The 16,308-nt window shown below is 55.8% G+C and carries 17 protein-coding genes; 4 read left to right on the top strand and 13 right to left on the bottom strand.

All coding sequences use genetic code 11. The features are described 5' to 3' along the window. Positions 1 to 133 precede the first annotated feature (133 nt). On the top strand, positions 134 to 1,336 hold the full coding sequence (locus J9880_RS15865) for a glutamine amidotransferase-related protein (RefSeq protein WP_232769583.1): 1,203 nt from the start codon (positions 134 to 136) through the stop codon (positions 1,334 to 1,336). On the opposite strand, the gene vapC is transcribed toward J9880_RS15865, so the two are convergent. The 9 genes from vapC to J9880_RS15910 form a co-directional block, all read right to left on the bottom strand. Then, positions 1,322 to 1,741 (bottom strand): type II toxin-antitoxin system tRNA(fMet)-specific endonuclease VapC, encoded by a 420-nt coding sequence (gene vapC, locus J9880_RS15870; RefSeq protein ID WP_095922438.1) that lies wholly within the window; start codon positions 1,739 to 1,741, stop codon positions 1,322 to 1,324. The two genes, J9880_RS15865 and vapC, sit on opposite strands and share 15 nt — an antisense overlap. Continuing rightward, positions 1,741 to 1,974: a type II toxin-antitoxin system VapB family antitoxin gene (gene vapB, locus J9880_RS15875; protein WP_095922437.1), complete on the bottom strand. Its 234-nt coding sequence runs from the start codon at positions 1,972 to 1,974 to the stop codon at positions 1,741 to 1,743. Before vapB ends, vapC begins: the two co-directional genes overlap by 1 nt. A gap of 209 nt (positions 1,975 to 2,183) precedes the next feature. Next, entirely contained in the window at positions 2,184 to 3,104 is a 921-nt protein-coding gene (locus tag J9880_RS15880) for a dihydrodipicolinate synthase family protein (RefSeq protein ID WP_095922436.1), read from the bottom strand. A 34-nt stretch (positions 3,105 to 3,138) separates the two neighbouring features. Further along, positions 3,139 to 4,323, bottom strand: a complete 1,185-nt coding sequence (locus J9880_RS15885; protein WP_095922435.1) for a M24 family metallopeptidase — start codon at positions 4,321 to 4,323, stop codon at positions 3,139 to 3,141. Continuing rightward, a complete protein-coding gene (locus J9880_RS15890) occupies positions 4,320 to 5,417 on the bottom strand; it encodes a mandelate racemase/muconate lactonizing enzyme family protein (protein WP_232769584.1) in 1,098 nt (365 codons plus the stop codon). The genes J9880_RS15885 and J9880_RS15890 overlap by 4 nt, the downstream gene beginning before the upstream one ends. A 10-nt stretch (positions 5,418 to 5,427) precedes the next feature. Continuing rightward, positions 5,428 to 6,591, bottom strand: coding sequence for a M20 family metallopeptidase (locus J9880_RS15895; RefSeq protein WP_095922433.1), 1,164 nt, complete (start codon positions 6,589 to 6,591; stop codon positions 5,428 to 5,430). 82 nt (positions 6,592 to 6,673) lie between these two features. Further along, positions 6,674 to 7,417 carry an amino acid ABC transporter ATP-binding protein gene (locus tag J9880_RS15900; RefSeq protein WP_095922432.1) on the bottom strand — a complete coding sequence of 248 codons (744 nt, stop codon included), beginning with the start codon at positions 7,415 to 7,417 and terminating at the stop codon, positions 6,674 to 6,676. Between the two features lie 10 nt (positions 7,418 to 7,427). Further along, the gene (locus tag J9880_RS15905; protein WP_095922431.1) at positions 7,428 to 8,141 is read right to left on the bottom strand and encodes an amino acid ABC transporter permease; all 714 of its coding nucleotides are present in this window, start codon (positions 8,139 to 8,141) and stop codon (positions 7,428 to 7,430) included. Positions 8,142 to 8,187: 46 nt separating this feature from the next. Further along, the gene (locus J9880_RS15910; RefSeq protein WP_119822283.1) at positions 8,188 to 9,006 is read right to left on the bottom strand and encodes an ABC transporter substrate-binding protein; all 819 of its coding nucleotides are present in this window, start codon (positions 9,004 to 9,006) and stop codon (positions 8,188 to 8,190) included. 192 nt (positions 9,007 to 9,198) lie between these two features. On the opposite strand from J9880_RS15910, the gene J9880_RS15915 reads away from it, so the two are divergent. The 3 genes from J9880_RS15915 to nac all read left to right on the top strand — a co-directional run bounded on the left by J9880_RS15915 (position 9,199) and on the right by nac (position 12,186). Further along, a complete protein-coding gene (locus J9880_RS15915) occupies positions 9,199 to 10,098 on the top strand; it encodes a GntR family transcriptional regulator (RefSeq protein ID WP_095922429.1) in 900 nt (299 codons plus the stop codon). A gap of 39 nt (positions 10,099 to 10,137) precedes the next feature. Further along, complete coding sequence (locus J9880_RS15920) at positions 10,138 to 10,923, top strand: SDR family oxidoreductase (protein WP_232769585.1); 786 nt, start codon at positions 10,138 to 10,140, stop codon at positions 10,921 to 10,923. A gap of 336 nt (positions 10,924 to 11,259) precedes the next feature. After that, positions 11,260 to 12,186 (top strand): nitrogen assimilation transcriptional regulator NAC, encoded by a 927-nt coding sequence (nac, locus tag J9880_RS15925; RefSeq protein ID WP_095922427.1) that lies wholly within the window; start codon positions 11,260 to 11,262, stop codon positions 12,184 to 12,186. Between the two features lie 92 nt (positions 12,187 to 12,278). On the opposite strand, the gene J9880_RS15930 is transcribed toward nac, so the two are convergent. The 4 genes from J9880_RS15930 to spy form a co-directional block, all read right to left on the bottom strand. Beyond that, complete coding sequence (locus J9880_RS15930) at positions 12,279 to 12,614, bottom strand: phage holin family protein (RefSeq protein WP_119822284.1); 336 nt, start codon at positions 12,612 to 12,614, stop codon at positions 12,279 to 12,281. A gap of 254 nt (positions 12,615 to 12,868) precedes the next feature. Then, positions 12,869 to 13,174 carry a YbdD/YjiX family protein gene (locus J9880_RS15935; RefSeq protein ID WP_119822285.1) on the bottom strand — a complete coding sequence of 102 codons (306 nt, stop codon included), beginning with the start codon at positions 13,172 to 13,174 and terminating at the stop codon, positions 12,869 to 12,871. Beyond that, entirely contained in the window at positions 13,167 to 15,233 is a 2,067-nt protein-coding gene (locus J9880_RS15940; protein WP_232769586.1) for a carbon starvation CstA family protein, read from the bottom strand. Before J9880_RS15940 ends, J9880_RS15935 begins: the two co-directional genes overlap by 8 nt. Before the next feature lie 293 nt (positions 15,234 to 15,526). Beyond that, positions 15,527 to 16,036: an ATP-independent periplasmic protein-refolding chaperone Spy gene (gene spy, locus J9880_RS15945; protein ID WP_232769587.1), complete on the bottom strand. Its 510-nt coding sequence runs from the start codon at positions 16,034 to 16,036 to the stop codon at positions 15,527 to 15,529. Positions 16,037 to 16,308: the final 272 nt, after the last annotated feature.

Raw genomic sequence — 16,308 nt, forward strand, 5'->3', positions numbered from 1 at the left:
CTTCTTTTTGCTTTGCTCATAATTTCTTCGTGCTGAGCAGGATTTTACCGGCGGAAATGGCCGGGTAGCCCGTTTTACTGACCTGCTGTCAGCGGCTTGCCTGAACTTTCCTTTTATATTTCAAGGTTGTCTTATGGCTTTTATTTTTGTTGCGCACGACACACCGGAACCGTCGCTGTATGGCGCGATGGCAGCAATACTGGCGGCACAAAAACATTTACCTCTGGCGCACCTGCCGGTGAGCTGGGACATTGCACGTTATCCGGATGCCTGTCAGCACGTCATCGGAGAAGGGCAACTGATGACCAGCGGACTGTTGTGGACGGAACGCCTGAATCCCCAAAGTGCGGGCAGGGTGATGGAGCTGGACGAGTTACTGGATACCTTTGGTACGCAGGATGTGGTGATCCCGCTTGGTCCGATGCAGATCATTCAGTTCACGCACATTGCGCGGCAGGTACGCGAACATGCGTTTGATTACGAATTGATCAACGTGGAGCGTTCCAATCAGGGCTATGCGTTCAGCCGTCATGGTCAGATTGATGAAACGGCCGGATGCTGGTGGCGTGACCGCTACGGGCGCTGGATAAATCATAATACTCCGCCGCAAACCGGCACTTCGCTGCGTATTGCTCTGGTGGGCGCGCAGTCAGATCAATGCAGTGTGTATCCCGCCACGCTGGCGGCGCTGGGTGATGCGGCAGACGCACTCTCGCTGTCGCTGGATATCGTCTATGCCGCGCCGCTGGCGCTGGAAGAACATCTGCATGAAGTGATGGAAAACGTGGATGGCATTTTGCTGCCGGGCGGGGCGGCGATGTGTAACGTTGCCGGACAAATCTGTGCAGCGCATTACGCCCTGAACCGTAATATTCCCGTTCTCGGTCTGTGTCTGGGAATGCAAACCATGACCACCGCTCTCGTGCAAAAAATGCTGGGTTCCGAAAAAGCTAACCTGACGGAAGCCGACCCGGATGCGGAGATCAAAACCTTTATTCCGCTGGCCGATACGCCGACCTTTCCGGTGCATCGTCTGGGCAATCACCTGATGTATTCACGGGCAGGCAGCAGGCTGTATGACATTCTTGGCGGTGAATATCCCGTGCGTTATAACCACCGCTTTCACCTTGACCCCGGGCTGAAACCTGCGCTGGAAGAGTATGGCGTGCAGATCAGCGGAACAGACATCACCGGCAAGATTGCGGACGGTATCGAATACACCCGGCATCCGTTTTATCTCGGTGTGCAGGGGCATCCTGAGCTGTCGTCATTGCATGTAAAACCCCATCCGTTGCTGATGGCATTTTTAGAGACGGCGGGCTTACAGCGCCGTTAAGATCGGACCGACCCAGTTTTCTGTCAGCAGCCCGTCCACGCGGGCGAACTCGTGCAGGTTGTTGGTCACCATGACCATGCCTGCACTTCGCGCCTGTGCGGCGATATGCATGTCGTTTACGCCAATCAGGTTGCCGCACTTTTCGAGACAGGCACGGATGTGTCCGTAATGCGCGGCCGCTTTCTGGTCATAATCGATGATACGCAGATGGGAGACGAACTCCTCGACCGCCAGCTTGTTTTTGACAGGGCTGGCACTTTTCGCAATGCCATGCAGCAATTCCGCGTAGGTGATCATCGAGATGGCCAGCTGATCCGTGTGCTGGTTGAATTTTGCCAGCACACTCATCGGCCTGCGTTTCAGTATGTAAATAACAATATTGGTGTCCAGCAGATAGGTCAGCATTAAAACGTGTCCCTGTCAGACTGATCTTGTGATGCGCGATCTGCCATAAAGTCGTCAGTGACGCGCAGTTCACTGCCGAAAAAATTATCCCAGCTGTTATCGGCGGGGGTTAATACCAGTGAATTCCCTACTTTTCTTATCGTCACGATTTTTACCTCATCAGGAAAACGGCATTCTGCCGGAATACGTACGCTCTGCGTTCTGTTGTTTAAAAAGACGGTGCCTTTAGGCATGTCGATACTCCTCAGTGGTGTTATGTAAGCCAAAACTTCTGCTCAAATACTACTCGCCTGAAAAATATAGTGCAAAGGTATATACGTGGTGATGGGATGGCAAGAACAGAAAAAAAAGCATTATCCGTTTTGCGTGATGTCTCGAAAAAGGGGATGCAACAAAAGAAAATCCCCGCCTGCTCAGACGGGGATTGCCGCAAAAATGTGGATTACTTCAGGGTGACGCCGGAACGTGGATCGGCGGCCAGACGGCGAAGCTCCTGTTCCACCAGACCGATAACGTCCGGTTCCAGGTCAATCAGCGGTGCGCGTACATGATGACCGTCAAACCCGCGCAGATTCATCGCTGCTTTCACCAGTTGCGGCTGGCCGAAACGGCGGGCAAGGGCACGGTACGGATACCAGAGACGGTGCAGTTCGCGGGCCGTATTGGCATCGCCGTTCTCCAGTGCGCGGTAGGTCGCCAGAATGATCTCCGGCAGCGCGCCGCTGTTGGTGGTGCTGATGCCGTCAAAACCACACATCATCGGCCCTAAAAATGCCAGATCGGAAGCGCAGAACAGACGCAGACGTCCGCCCAGACGGTTAGCAATCTGGTCGATAGCGGTCGGGTTCAGATCACCCTGTTTGATGCCGACCACGCCTTCGATATCGGCCAGTTGTTCCAGCACCACCGGCGGCAGCGTTATGCCGATACCCGGCGCGTTATACACCAGAATGCCGGTGCGCGATAACGGTGCCATCTGTTTGAAGAAGCTGATGATTTGCGCATCGGTCACTTCAGACACGAACGGAGGCGTAACCATTGGCAGGCCGCCCAGATCGCCCGCCAGTTGGGTTAAATCACGTACAACACGGGCGTCGGATCCGGCGCTGCACAGCATCACCGGCACACGGTCGCCGACCACTTCCATCACATGACGGAACAGTGTGGCGCGTTCGTCTGCGGTCATCGCCGGGAATTCACCGTAGGTGCCGCCAATCAAAATGCCGTCATAACCGAGGCCGATCACCCGCTCGATGTTGCGTGATAACCCGGCAAAATCAAACTCGCCACCTGCCGTAAAAGGCGTCACGGTAATGTTAAAAATCCCCTTCAGGCGTGCCTGACTTTCACTGATGTCTTTCATTTATTCGGTTCCCATCATCTTGTTAAAGGCAAAATCAAAGTAAGGTCAGCGGACGATCCACCGTGCCGAGGGCGCGATAGCCGCTTTCGGTGACCACGATGGTTTCGCTGACGCCGACGGTGAATTCACCGTAAATGCGCAGCGCAGGCGGGATATGGAAGGTCATTCCCGGTTGCAGTTCGGTGGTAATGCCGCTGTAAAGGCTGAGGATCGCGCCTTCGCCCCAGTCCGGTGCGAACGACACGCCAATCGAATAGCCGGTGCGTTTTTTGAAGTTATCGGTGTAGCCTGCGCGGTCGATGACGGCCTGACACGCCAGATGTGGCGCTTCACAGGTTGCCCCCGGCCGGATGGCATCGAGCGCAGCCTGCAAGGCTTCCTGACAGACTTTCTCCATTTCCAGCGCAATGGCAGGCGGTTTGCCGAGCCACGCCGAACGCATCAGGGCGGCGTGATAACGGTCGTGCGTGGCGGCCATTTCGAGGAAAATCGGGTCGCCGTCCAGAATTTTACGGCGACGCCATGTGCCATGCGGTACGCCGGTGCGCGGGCCGCTGGAGACCAGAGGTTCCATGCCCATGTATTCCGAACCGGCGGCAATGGCCGCGCCCATCATGGCGGAGACCAGGTCGTTTTCCGTGGCACCTGCGGCAATCGCCGCGCGGCCTGCCAGCATCCCCGCATCGACGTAACGGGCGGCGTGCGCCATTTTTTCCAGTTCCGCGTCCGATTTCACGGCGCGCAGTTGTTCGATCACCCCGGCCGCATCGTGGATAGTGCCGATTTCAGCCTGCAACGCTTCATACACGGCAATCGGCAGGAACCAGCCGCGCTTGTCGATACCAATCCGGCTTTTCATCCAGCCGCGCGCTTTGAGTACATCAAGCAGGAAATTCACCGGATTATCGCCGTCGGTATAAATAGCGGCGTCGCGGATAAAGGTGTTGGAGATGAAGTTAAAATATTCCAGCTGACGGATAACAAAAACCGGGTCGCCTTCCACCGGCAGCACCAGCGTCTGGAAGGTGTAATAGCCGGGGGTTTGCTGGCCGGTCAGATAAAAGATGTTTTCCGGGCCGGTGATCACCATCACGTCCAGACCGGCGTTCACCAGTAACTGGCGCGCCTTGACCATGCGCTGTTGGTATTCGGCTTCACGAAATGCGGATTCTGCGCCGGGTACGACGCGGCCCAGATCGGGCAATGCTGTTGCTGTCATTGTTCAAACTCCTGAATAAATTCTGCCTGAGAAGGGGTAAAGCGGATGCCGAGCCCCGCGCCCGGCTGGCTGCTGAGTAACCCCTGATGATAGGTAAGGCCGTGAACCGGGTCGTTGCCCAGCCCGTCGGCACCGTAAAGTTCTGCATAGGCGGGCTGGCAGGCACGGGCGACGTGCAGCGCAGCGGCGGTAGCGGCACCGCCTTCGTTCATCTGACCGATCATAAAAGGCACACCGGCAGCGTTGAGTCGTCGGGCGGCGTCAATCGTCGGCGCAATGCCGCCCATTTTGACCAGTTTGAGATGGGCCATGATCTTGCCGTTAAGCTGCAAAATACGGTCTAAATCCGCCTCGCTGCTCATGCTTTCATCGAGCATCAGCGGCACCGGGCTGGCGTCGGCAAGGGCCGGAAAATAGTGCGCATTGGCATCGGACACCGGCTGTTCGAGATAACGCATGTCGAATTTCGCCAGCGCCGGTAAATGGCGGCGGGCGTCCTCCGGCTGCCACTGGCCGTTAGCGTCAGCAGACAAACTGATCTCATACCCGAACCGGCGGCGCAGGGCACTGAGACGCGCTTCGTCTTCGGCAAATGAGGCCACGCCGACGCGCAGTTTGAGCTGGGTAAACCCGCGTTCCACGTAGGCGGTGGCCTGTTGCAGCATCTGATCCATCGGCGTCCAGAACAGCGTCTGGTTGGTGTGATAGCTGACCGTTTCGCTGTTTTCCGCCCCGGCCAGTTGCGCCACGCTGATGCCTTCCTGACGGGCGATGAGATCATGCAGCGCGATATCCAGCAGCATCCGCGTCGGTGCCAGAAAATCCGCCAGCAGGTGCGGCAGAGTGAGCAGCAGCGTGCTGGCAGGCTGGCTGAGATCCAACTGATGCAGCGCCCGGATCACGTCACTCAATACCCGTTCGGCGGGGTAGCCATTGAGATAAGCGATGTTGATACGCACTTCGCCCAGTCCGTTGACGTTTTTGTCTTCAAGCAACAGATACAAGGTGTCCAGCCCCGGCACACTGCCGGAAGAGGCGGTGTAAAGTTGCAGATGCGGATAACGCAAATCGGCGCGATATAACGTAGCTTTCACCGGCTTCCCCTCAGCGTTTCAGCATTTTTAATGCGACATCGCAGTAAATTTTGCTGCCCGCTACGAATTCATCGATGGGGATAAATTCATCGGGTTTATGCGCAACGGCCAGAGAACCGGGGCCGATGATGATGCCTTTGGTACCGAGACTGCGGAAATGCACTAAGTCGCATCCTCCCTGAAAGCCGAACGGGCCGGGTTCCGGATTGCCTTGTGCGGCGCAGGCTTCCACGCCCGCCACCACAATCGGGTCATCGGAATCGGTTTCCGTCGCGCCGCCGGTGGTCGGCTTATAAGTGACGATTTCGCTGCGCACACCGAACTTGTCGTGCGCCAGTTGCAGTAAATCCTGAATTTCCTGTTTGACGGCGTCTTCGTCTTCGCCCGGCACCATGCGGCGGTCGAGCAGCAATTCGCAGGCACCCGGCAGCACGTTATCGGCATGGCCGCCGTTAATGCGGGTCACTGTCAGGCTGGCATTGCCGACCAGCGGATGGCAGCGGCAGCGCACGGTGTGCTGGTGCGTTTCTTCCACCAGCCCGAGCAATTTTGCCGCGCGGAAAATGGCGTTTTCGCCCAGTTCCGGCGTACCGGAATGCGCGGTAACACCGTGAACGCGAACCAGCGGACGTAAACTGCCTTTGTGTGCCGAATACGTGGTGTTAGACGTCGGTTCGCCGATCACCACGTAATCGATATGTGCCGGGGCTTCGCGGACGTAAAACTTCGCGCCTTCGCTGGCGACTTCTTCATCGGCGACGAAAATCGCCATCAGCGTGCCGCTCCAGTCATTCCGGTTGGCGGCGAGCCAGCGCATGGCTTCGATCATGGCGATCAGCGGGCCTTTGGCATCGCAGGCACCGCGGCCATATAACCTGCCATCGCGTTCGGTCAGGGTGAAGGGATCCTGCTGCCAGCCTTCACCGGCGGGAACGACGTCGATATGGGTGTTAAAGGCAAAGCACGGGCCGCTGCCGTTTTCCAGCCTGCCGATGACGTTGGTGCGTCCCGGCGCGTACTCGCTGAGCGTCATGTCGAAACCGATTTCACTGAGCATGGCGCTGATCAGTTCTGCCGCTTCGCGTTCGCGTCCCGGCGGGTTTTCGGTGTTAATCGCGACCAGTGCAGCCAGATCGCGTTTCATTCTGCTGATATCGGGCGATGAAAGGCTCATCGGTGTCTCCTGAAAACAGTGTTGTGGCAAAAGTCAGGCCCCTGGTGAGGGCGCAATAGGTGTCTGGTGGTGCTGAAAATGATCAATGTAAGATTTGATCTAAGAAACGTTGCGCCCGCAGGCTGACGTCGCCGCCGAAGAATTTTTCGCCGGTCGCGTTTTCGATAATCTCGCCGTTTTCCATAAAGACGATTTGGTTGGCGGCGCGTTTGGCGAAGCCCATTTCATGCGTCACCACAATGCTGGTCATGCCCTCGGCGCTGAGATCGGCCATCACATCCAGCACTTCGCGGATCATTTCCGGGTCGAGTGCCGAAGTGGGTTCATCAAACAGCATCAGTTTCGGTTTCATCGCCAGCGCACGGGCAATGGCGACGCGCTGCTGCTGGCCGCCGGAAAGCTCATCGGGGAACGCATCGGCTTTATCCGGAATACGCACTTTGCCGAGCAGTTCCAGCGCCTGCGCTTCGGCTTCGCTCCGGCTGACGCCCAGCACGGTCATCGGTGCCAGCATGATGTTTTCAGCGGCGGTCAGATGAGAAAACAGTTCGTAGTTCTGGAATACCATGCCGATATCCTGGCGCAATTTATGCGGTTCCATGCTGGCGTGGGTGATGTCCTGATTGCGGAAGAAAATCGAGCCGCCCTGGATCGGTTCCAGCAAATTAATGCAGCGCAGCAGGGTGGATTTTCCTGAGCCGGACGGGCCGATCAGCACCACGGTTTCGCCCTGAACCACATTCAGGGAACAGTTTTTAAGCACGTGTTGTGCGCCAAAATGTTTATCGACGCCGATGATTTCCAGAACGGGTTTGGATTTACTCACGGGCCTCTCCTCAGTTTGGCGTGCTGCTGCGCAGCAGGCGTTCAGTCAGTGACAGCGCGGGTTTCTTGCGCTTTTTAGGATCCAGCGAGCGTTCCAGCCACGCCTGTCCGACCATGAAAATGGAGGTCAGCACCAGGTAGTAAATCCCGGCGGCGCACAGTGCTTCGAAATAGCGGAAGCTGGCGCTGGCGGTCTGGTTGGCGATCAGCAGCAGTTCCTGCACGGCAATCACTGACACCAGCGCACTGGATTTCAGCATGCTGATCATCTGATTCCCCATCGGCGGCAGCACAATCCGCGCCGCCTGTGGTAACACAATCTTGCGCATGATCTGGCTTTGGGTCATGCCGAGCGCCATGCCTGCGGTTCGCTGACCGCTGCGCACGGCCTGTAAACCGGAACGTAAAATCTCTGCCATATAGGCACCTTCATTTAATGAAAGCGCCATCACCGCACAGGTAAAGGCCGAGAAACGCAGGCCGAAAGTCGGCAGTACGTTGTAAACAAAAATAATCTGGAACAGCACCGGCGTACCGCGGAACAACCAGAGATAAAAGAACGCCAGTACGGAACCCGCCCGGAAGCGGGATTCCTGCAACAGGGCCAGAACCAGCCCTGCGATAATGCCGAAGAACAACGAGCACACCGTTAACAACAAGGTCATTAATGCGCCCTGAAAGAACGCCGGTGAGAACAGGTATTGCCAAACAAGATCAAGCGACATGAACTTTCCTCAACGTCAGGGCAACGCTTTTCTACACTTCAGGATGTCAGAAAATGGATACGGAAGCCGGGAACTGCCATTTGGTGATGAGTTTCTGGTAAGTGCCGTCTTTCACCAGATCCTGAAGACCTTTTTCCAGCAGCGATTTCATTTCGGCATCGCCTTTACGCACAGCAAAACCGATATGGGTGTCAGCTTCAAACTCGTCACCGACGGCTTCGAAGGTGTCACCTTTTTCGCTCAGTAAGGCCACGGCACCCGGTGTGGAAAGGAATTCCGCGTCAGCCCGTTTTTGAGCCACCGCCACGGCGGAATCCGTCGCGGCCGGGAAGGTCAGTACGGTCAGCGCCGGTTTTTTGGCATCCAGACATTTCTGGTTATCCGCCCGCGCCTGACTCTCTTCAATCCCGCCCAGCGTCACGGCAATGTTTTTGCCGCAGAGCGACAAATCGCGGCCGGTGATTTTTTCCGGATTGCCTTTCGCCACAATCACCCGGCTGCCGATTTTCAGATACGGCACAAAATCCACCTGTTCAGAGCGGGTCGGGTTGATGTACATCGCCGAGTTGATGATATCGAGGCGTTTCCCCTGTAACGCAGGGATCAGCCCTTTGAACTCCATCGACATCGGTTCCGGTTTCAGCGCCAGTGCTTTCGACAGGGCGGTGATCAGATCGATATCGAAACCGGTCAGCTTGCCGTCTTTGGTGAATTCAAACGGCATGAACGTGGCAGCAGTGCCGTACGTCAGCTGACCTTTGCTGACCAGTGCAGGCGCGGCGGCCTGGCTGAACAGCGGGGCACTCAGGCAAATAGCGGCCAGAGAGATGGCGGCATATCGACGCAAAAAAGCTTTTTTTGACATGACAGACTCCCGTTTCCCATGAGCAGGATTGCTCTTTGTGTCTCATTAAATACAATTAAATTTGTGAGTCAAGGCTCTTTTTTGGTGCATTAATTGCACGATTTGGGGGCTTTATAACCAGACTTCACCATCCTCAAGGCTTGTGATATTGTACAAACCTAAACAACAAATACTTTCAGGTACTGCAACTCCATGACCCAAACTACGACAGCCAGCGGAAGGCGTCTGGCAAACCAAATCCTTGACCTGATACGTGAAGCAAGATTTGAGCCAGGTCATCATCTCAGGGAACAACAACTGGCCGATATGCTCGGCGTTTCGCGCACGCCGGTACGTACTGCGCTGAAATTGCTGTGTGAATTGGGGATTATCGAAGCCCGGCGCAATCAGGGTTTTTTTCTGCTGAAAGCCTTTGATGAACTTCAGCGGATCAGCATCGATATTCCCGCCAGCAGCGATCAGGATTTGTATGAGCAACTGGTGAAGGATCGCATTGCCGGAAAGTTGCCGGATTCCCTGACCCAGACGGAAATCGCACAACGCTATGACGTCGATCGCGGGGTGCTGGCGCGGACATTGTTGCGGCTGGCGGAAGACGGTCTGATCGCCCGTAACAAGGGGCATGGCTGGTCGTTTTTACCGACGCTCAATACTGACGTGGCGCTGAGTAACGGCTACGGTTTCCGTCTGATGATTGAGCCGGGCGCGCTGATGGCGGCAGGTTTTCACGCCGATAAAAGCGCACTGCGGCGTCTGCGGATGCAGCATATCTATCTGATTACTCACCCGGATATTCTGGCCGTGGATGGCCGTCAGATTTTCGAAACGGACGCCACCTTCCACGAGCTGCTGGCGGAATTCAGCGGCAATATTTTCGTTTTACAGGCGATCCAGCAGCAAAACCGGCTGCGCCGCCTGCTGGAATTCGGCAGTTACACCAATAAACAACGCGTGCGCGAATGGTGCGAGGAACATGTCGCGATCATCGACGCCGTGCTGGAAGGGCGGATGGAGGCGGCGGCGGAGATGATGCGCAGTCACCTGCAATCGGCTTATCAGATGGTGCTCAACAAAGTCAGCAAGGTTGGGTGATCCGCTGTTTTTGTCATACGTAAACCAGAGGAAAAAGTGATGGATTTTGGTATTCAGGGCCGCGTGGCGCTGGTCAGTGGTGCGGGCGGCGGCTTAGGCCGTGCGATGGCCATTGCCCTGGCGGGCGAAGGCGTTCAGGTGGCGGTCTGCGGGCGTACGCTGAGTGCGTTGCAGGAGACGGTCAGCCTGATTAAAAAGCAGGGCGGCACCGCGCAGGCGTGGGTGCTGGATCTGACGGCACCGGAAAGCTTCGATGACGTGCTGATGCAGATCCGCCGCACACTGGGTCCGGTCGGGATCCTGGTTAACAACTCCGGCGGGCCGCCGCCGACCAAAGCCGCAGGTGTCGCGCCGGAAGCCTGGCAGACGCAATTTTCAACCATGGTCAGTTCGCTGATCCAGCTCACCGATAAAGTGCTGCCGGATATGCACAACGCGGGCTGGGGGCGGATCATTACCAGTACGTCGTCCGGCGTTATTGCCCCGATTGCCCGTCTCGGGATGTCGAATACGCTGCGCATGGCGCTGGTCGGCTGGTCAAAAACACTGGCTTCTGAAGTCGCGGGCGACGGCATTACGGTTAACGTCATGGTGCCGGGACGCATTTCTACTCAGCGTTTGGGGCAGCTTGATGCCGCCCGCGCCGGGCGTGAAGGCACGTCGGTGGAAGACGTTGCGGCGAAAAGTGCCGCCAGCATTCCGGCCAGACGTTACGGAAAACCGGAAGAGTATGGCGCGGTGGCGGCGTTTCTCGCCAGCCAGCAGGCTTCGTATATGACCGGTTCAGTGATCCGCGTGGATGGCGGCATGATCCCGTCAATATAAGCACTTCATCTGAGCGTGATGTCACGGCAGCGTGGCGTGACATCACAGATATTAACCCTGCTAATTTATAAGTCTGCTCCATAAGAATGCATTATGTTGGTGCACTCTTGTGATGCAGAGCCTTACATTCGGCTTAATTTTTTCTGGTCTTCCCGGTTTTTCTTCCCCTCCCGTAATCGTTTTCTCTTATATCTTGCGATGTTAGCCCCGGCGACGGGCGTTTTTCCGCTGTGCGCCGGAGATTGGCGTAAATCTTGCTTTTATCAGTCACGCTTATTATTCACACCAATAACGACAGCCCGGGGTAAACCCTTTTCGCGCAAGATGGAGACCGAGATGAATCTCAGACGTCTGAAGTACTTTGTGAAAATCGTCGATATCGGCAGCCTGACGCAGGCCGCTGATGTTCTGCACATCGCCCAACCGGCATTGAGTCAGCAACTGGCGACACTGGAAGGGGAATTGCAGCAACAATTGCTGATTCGCACCAAGCGCGGCGTCACTCCCACCGAAGCCGGTAATATTCTTTATTCCCATGCGCAGGCGATTTTACGCCAGTGCGACCAGATCCACAGCGCGGTCAACAACGCCGGTCAGTCGCTGAGCGGGCAGGTTTCAGTCGGTCTCGCGCCGGGAACGGCGGCTTCTCAGCTGGCGCTGCCGTTATTACAGGAAGTCCGCAAGCAGCATCCGGGTATTCTGTTGTATCTCAACGAGAATTTCGGCACCGCGCTGGGCGATTTAGTGCTCAACGGGCGCATGGATATGGCCGTGTTTTACGCCACCCATACCGCGACCGGGCTGAGCAGTCAGCCGCTGATGAAAGAAGATTTGTATCTGGTCGGAGCGCATTCCGTGCCGAATCCGGGGAAATATGTCGAACTCAGTGATGTGGCGAGACTTAACCTGTTTATGCCGCGTTCGCACAATGTCATGCGCCGTCTGGTGGATGATGCCATGGCGGTGCGCCGTTTAAGCGCCAATATTATTGGTGAAATTGAATCCTCCGCCACGCTGACGGCTGTTGTCGCCAGCGGGCTGGGGTCGACTATCCTGCCGGAGTCTGCCGCCCGTGCCATGACCGGCCCGGCGAAAGCCTGGATGTCCTGCATCAGCAGCCCGTCGATACAGGTGCCCCTTTCACTTTGCGTGTCAGAAACGCTGGCGTTATCGCAGGAAGCGATGGCCGTGAAGAAGATCCTGCTGTCGCTGGTCTTCGAACAAACCGCGCCGGTGCTGGAACCGATGCTGGTGGCAAGTTAAGCGGGACGTAAACGGTCAGCAGACCAGAACAGGGCAAAAAAATCCCCGGCGTATGCAGGTTGCCGGGGAAGAAGTGGAAGAAGTGAATGTGCTTATTTGGGCACCGGATTGTAGTTATCGATATAACCCGCGATTTTCTTGCCCACCAGCGTGAGCAGCGGACCGGCAAACACGCCTCCTAAACCGGCGACGATCATTAACCGGTCATCGCTTGCATCCCGCGAAAGAACAAAAATACTCACCAGCATCCCGGTGAAACAAGAAACGACAATTTGCAGAAGACAGGCTTTCAACTCTTCAATAAACGGCTTACGTGTTCTCAGCATGATATAGCGGACAAATCCGCCCCACGCCGACATCCCGACAATAGCAAGTATGATACCGTGCTCCATTAATACGATATCCCGGGCTTGTGCTGCACCAATCATGACCTTTTCCTCAGAAGTTAAAATTAAACCGATATAAAACGAATGCGGTCAAATTAGCAGCAGAGGCGTTCCGGCGAAAATCACAAGGCAACACATTTCAATGTGAGGTTTTGAGGCGGTTATCACAGGGGATGTAAAAATATAAATGAGCTCACGGAACAATGGAATACAGGGCGAAGGAGATTCCGGCGGGCAGCCTTCCCCTGTTGAAAGGGGAAGGTCCATGTTCTTTTATTGTGCCGAAGGATACTCACTCAGCACGGACATTTCCCCATTTTCCCGCCTTCGCTCGGGAACCTCGCTTCCAGACATCGCCGGTGGAATTCGCGCTCGGTCATGGGTTGCATTTCCGGGTGCCGGACCTGCATATGCCGGACATAATTCTGATAATCCTGCACGCCGACCATCAGGCGGAAACTTTGCGCGGTGCGTTTGATCGCCAGTTTCAGCCAGTCGGTGACATTGTGCGGTTTTGGCTGCACGGTGAATAAAGGCTGGCAGCGGATAATGTGCAGCGCAGCAGGCCGCGATATTTTGAATAACGCGCGTGACTCAGACATGGCGGGCCTCGCGACGTTGTACGATGGCGGTTTCATGCACTGTCGGGGTGTCGGATTGCAGCGCGCGGCGGATAACGAAGAACGCTGAAATCAGCATAGTGACCGCCACCAGCATGAAGAAGCCGCACAGGATGGCGTTGATCTGATTGTTCAGCACGATGGTATGCATGTCTGCCAGCGTTTTGGCCGGTTTGATGAGTTCGCCACTGTCGATCCCGGCATTGAATTTCTTCGCCTGCGCGAGGAAGCCAATTGACGGTTTTTCATGGAAAATCTTCTGCCAGCCCGCTGTCATGGAGGTGATAAACAGCCAGACGGTCGGCAAAATAGTCACCCACGCATAACGCTGTTTTTTCATTTTGAACAGCACGACGGTCCCCAGGATCAGCGCCATCGACGCCAGCATCTGGTTACCGATACCAAACAGTGGCCACAGGGTATTGATGCCGCCTAACGGGTCCACCACGCCCTGATATACGAAGAAGCCCCAGCCTGCGACGGCGACGGTCGTACCGGCGAAGGTGCCTATCCAGGAACGGTTATTGGCCAGAGAAGGGACGGCGACACCCACCAGATCTTGCACCATAAAGCGGCAGGCGCGGGTGCCGGCATCCACGGCGGTCAGAATAAATAAGGCTTCAAACAGGATGGCGAAGTGATACCAGAAAGCCATCATCGCGCGACTGTTGAACACCTCGGTAATAATGTGCGCCATCCCGACGGCGAAGGTCGGTGCGCCACCGGCACGGGAAAGTACCGACTGTTCGCCGACATCTTTGGCGATCTGGGTCAGGATTTCCGGCGTGATGACAAAGCCCCAGCCGTTGATCACCTGCGAGGCACTTTCCACCGTGGTGCCGATCAGGGCTGCCGGTGAGTTCATGGCAAAATACACACCCGGGTCGATAACGGAGGCACAAATCAGCGCCATGATCGCCACGAAGGATTCCATCAACATCGCGCCGTAACCGATAAAGCGGATGTGACTTTCGCGCTCAACCAGTTTTGGCGTGGTGCCGCTGGACACCAGCGCATGGAAACCCGAAATCGAGCCGCAGGCGATGGTGATAAACAGGAACGGGAACAGGCTGCCGGAGAACACCGGGCCGCTGCCATCAATAAAGCGGGAGACGGCGGGCATTTTCATTTCCGGCATCGCGAAGACGATACCGACCGCCAGACCGGCGATCACGCCAATTTTCAGGAATGTCGACAGGTAATCGCGCGGCGCCAGCAGCAGCCAGACCGGTAAAACGGAGGCGATAAAGCCGTAGATCACCAGCACCCAGGTCAGCGTGGTGCCGTGCAGGGTAAAGAATGGCCCCCAGTAAGGATCGGCGGCGACATTGCCGCCATACACGATGGCCAGCATCATCAGCACAAAGCCAATCACCGACACTTCTGCGATTTTCCCCGGACGCAGGAAACGCATATAGATGCCCATAAACAGGGCAATCGGAATGGTGGCGGCAATGGTGAACAGACCCCACGGGCTGTCAGCCAGCGCCTTGACCACCACTAAGGCCAGCGCGGAAAGAATGATGATCATCACACCGAGCGCGCCGAGCATGGTCACGACGCCAGCGAAATGACCCAGTTCCTGTTTCGCCATTTCACCCAGAGAGCGGCCATCGCGACGGGTGGAAATGAACAGGATCAGGAAATCCTGTACCGCGCCCGCCAGCATCACGCCGATTAAAATCCAGATGGTGCCCGGCAGAAAGCCCATCTGAGCCGCCAGGATCGGGCCGACCAGCGGGCCTGCGCCTGCGATCGCCGCAAAGTGGTGACCGAATAACACCCATTTGTTGGTCGGCACGTAATCCAGCCCGTCGTTATGACGTTCGGCAGGCGTCAGGCGTTTGTCATCGAGTTCAAAGACTTTTTCAGCGATAAACAGACTGTAGAAACGGTAGGCAATGCTGTAACAGGCAATGGCGGCGACCACCAGCCAGAGGGCATTAACGTGTTCGCCACGGCTCAGGGCCAGCATTCCAAAGGCAAAAGCCCCGATTAACGCCACCACCAGCCAGGTAATCCCGGACTTGACGCTTTTCATGATGTACAACTCCTTGTGAGTGGTCCTGCGCAAGGCGGGCCACTTTTTATGTAGAGAGTGTGAGGTAGAGAGGTAAGGGTCGGCGCAGCCGTCATAACGTTGCACCTATGTTAAATTACTGTTTAAAAATAATGTTTTTGAACAAAAAAGTATGAAGTTAAAGATGAATCTGTGATGGGGTTGACGCTTTGCGCAGGGAACGCAGACCGGCTGGCAGAAAAGTTGTGGCGGGGTAGCAAAAAAACAAAAAAAAACCGGCCACGAGGGGCCGGTGTGTTCTCAGAGGTCAGTGATTATTCAGCGGTTGCTGGTTTTTCCTGGCCTGGTTTGTGGTCACGCATCTGTTCCATTTTGGCAGCGCGTTTCTGGTAGTTCTCATTGAACTGTTTTTTCTGCTCAGGTGTCAGCAGGTTGTACATTTTGTTTTCAGCACGGGCGCGGTCGAGCAGACGGTCAGACTGGGCTTTGGTGATGGTATCAATTTGCGATTTCACTTTGGCTTCATCGAAGCTGTCGGACGCCACCAGGCTGTGCATCTGATCCATCTGCGCTTTCATTGCTGCGCGGTCAGGACGCGCGCCGCTGTCTTTCATGATCTCTTTCATCTGAGTTTTTTGCTGCTCAGTCAGGTTCAGGCCAGCGAACGGACTCATGTGGTGCGGGCCTTTATGGTGCAGCATTTTGCCGTGCGGCGCGGTCGTTGCGTCAGTTGCCGGTGTGGCGGTGGTTTCAGCAGCGAACGCGAAAGAAGCAGAGCTAAGAGCCAGAGTTGAAGCCACAATCATTGCGGTAAGTTTACGCATAATTAAATTCCTCATTGGAGATTCAGGCAATTCGCCCGTTTTGTTTCGACGTAAACAAGTCTACTCATTCCAATGAATAGTAATGCGGGGAAGATGTAAAAGAGTGAAAGGCGAAATGTCATTTTTCCGGCGATCATGGAGAAAATGTTTAGAAAGCGTAAGGTTGCGCGAACAGGTGTGAAGGATGGTTCGGATAAATCTCAGTAATGCGGTGAGTAACCACATTAACACGGTGAATGTTTCACCACCAGACCTCTCTGGTAAAGAGTGAT

Origin of the sequence: Rahnella victoriana, from assembly GCF_021276285.1 — a bacterium.
GTDB lineage: Bacteria > Pseudomonadota > Gammaproteobacteria > Enterobacterales > Enterobacteriaceae > Rahnella > Rahnella victoriana.

Excerpts from the sequence above, each read along its gene's own strand:
- J9880_RS15940 (WP_232769586.1), bottom strand. The coding sequence starts at position 15,233 with ATGAAAAGCGTCAAGTCCGGGATTACCTGGCTGGTGGTGGCGTTAATC.
- J9880_RS15915 (WP_095922429.1), top strand. The coding sequence starts at position 9,199 with ATGACCCAAACTACGACAGCCAGCGGAAGGCGTCTGGCAAACCAAATC.
- J9880_RS15895 (WP_095922433.1), bottom strand. The coding sequence starts at position 6,591 with ATGAGCCTTTCATCGCCCGATATCAGCAGAATGAAACGCGATCTGGCT.
- J9880_RS15880 (WP_095922436.1), bottom strand. The coding sequence starts at position 3,104 with ATGAAAGACATCAGTGAAAGTCAGGCACGCCTGAAGGGGATTTTTAAC.
- spy (WP_232769587.1), bottom strand. The coding sequence starts at position 16,036 with ATGCGTAAACTTACCGCAATGATTGTGGCTTCAACTCTGGCTCTTAGC.
- vapB (WP_095922437.1), bottom strand. The coding sequence starts at position 1,974 with ATGCCTAAAGGCACCGTCTTTTTAAACAACAGAACGCAGAGCGTACGT.
- vapC (WP_095922438.1), bottom strand. The coding sequence starts at position 1,741 with ATGCTGACCTATCTGCTGGACACCAATATTGTTATTTACATACTGAAA.
- J9880_RS15930 (WP_119822284.1), bottom strand. The coding sequence starts at position 12,614 with ATGATTGGTGCAGCACAAGCCCGGGATATCGTATTAATGGAGCACGGT.
- J9880_RS15865 (WP_232769583.1), top strand. The coding sequence starts at position 134 with ATGGCTTTTATTTTTGTTGCGCACGACACACCGGAACCGTCGCTGTAT.
- J9880_RS15935 (WP_119822285.1), bottom strand. The coding sequence starts at position 13,174 with ATGTCTGAGTCACGCGCGTTATTCAAAATATCGCGGCCTGCTGCGCTG.
- J9880_RS15905 (WP_095922431.1), bottom strand. The coding sequence starts at position 8,141 with ATGTCGCTTGATCTTGTTTGGCAATACCTGTTCTCACCGGCGTTCTTT.
- J9880_RS15910 (WP_119822283.1), bottom strand. The coding sequence starts at position 9,006 with ATGTCAAAAAAAGCTTTTTTGCGTCGATATGCCGCCATCTCTCTGGCC.
- J9880_RS15885 (WP_095922435.1), bottom strand. The coding sequence starts at position 4,323 with ATGACAGCAACAGCATTGCCCGATCTGGGCCGCGTCGTACCCGGCGCA.
- J9880_RS15920 (WP_232769585.1), top strand. The coding sequence starts at position 10,138 with ATGGATTTTGGTATTCAGGGCCGCGTGGCGCTGGTCAGTGGTGCGGGC.
- nac (WP_095922427.1), top strand. The coding sequence starts at position 11,260 with ATGAATCTCAGACGTCTGAAGTACTTTGTGAAAATCGTCGATATCGGC.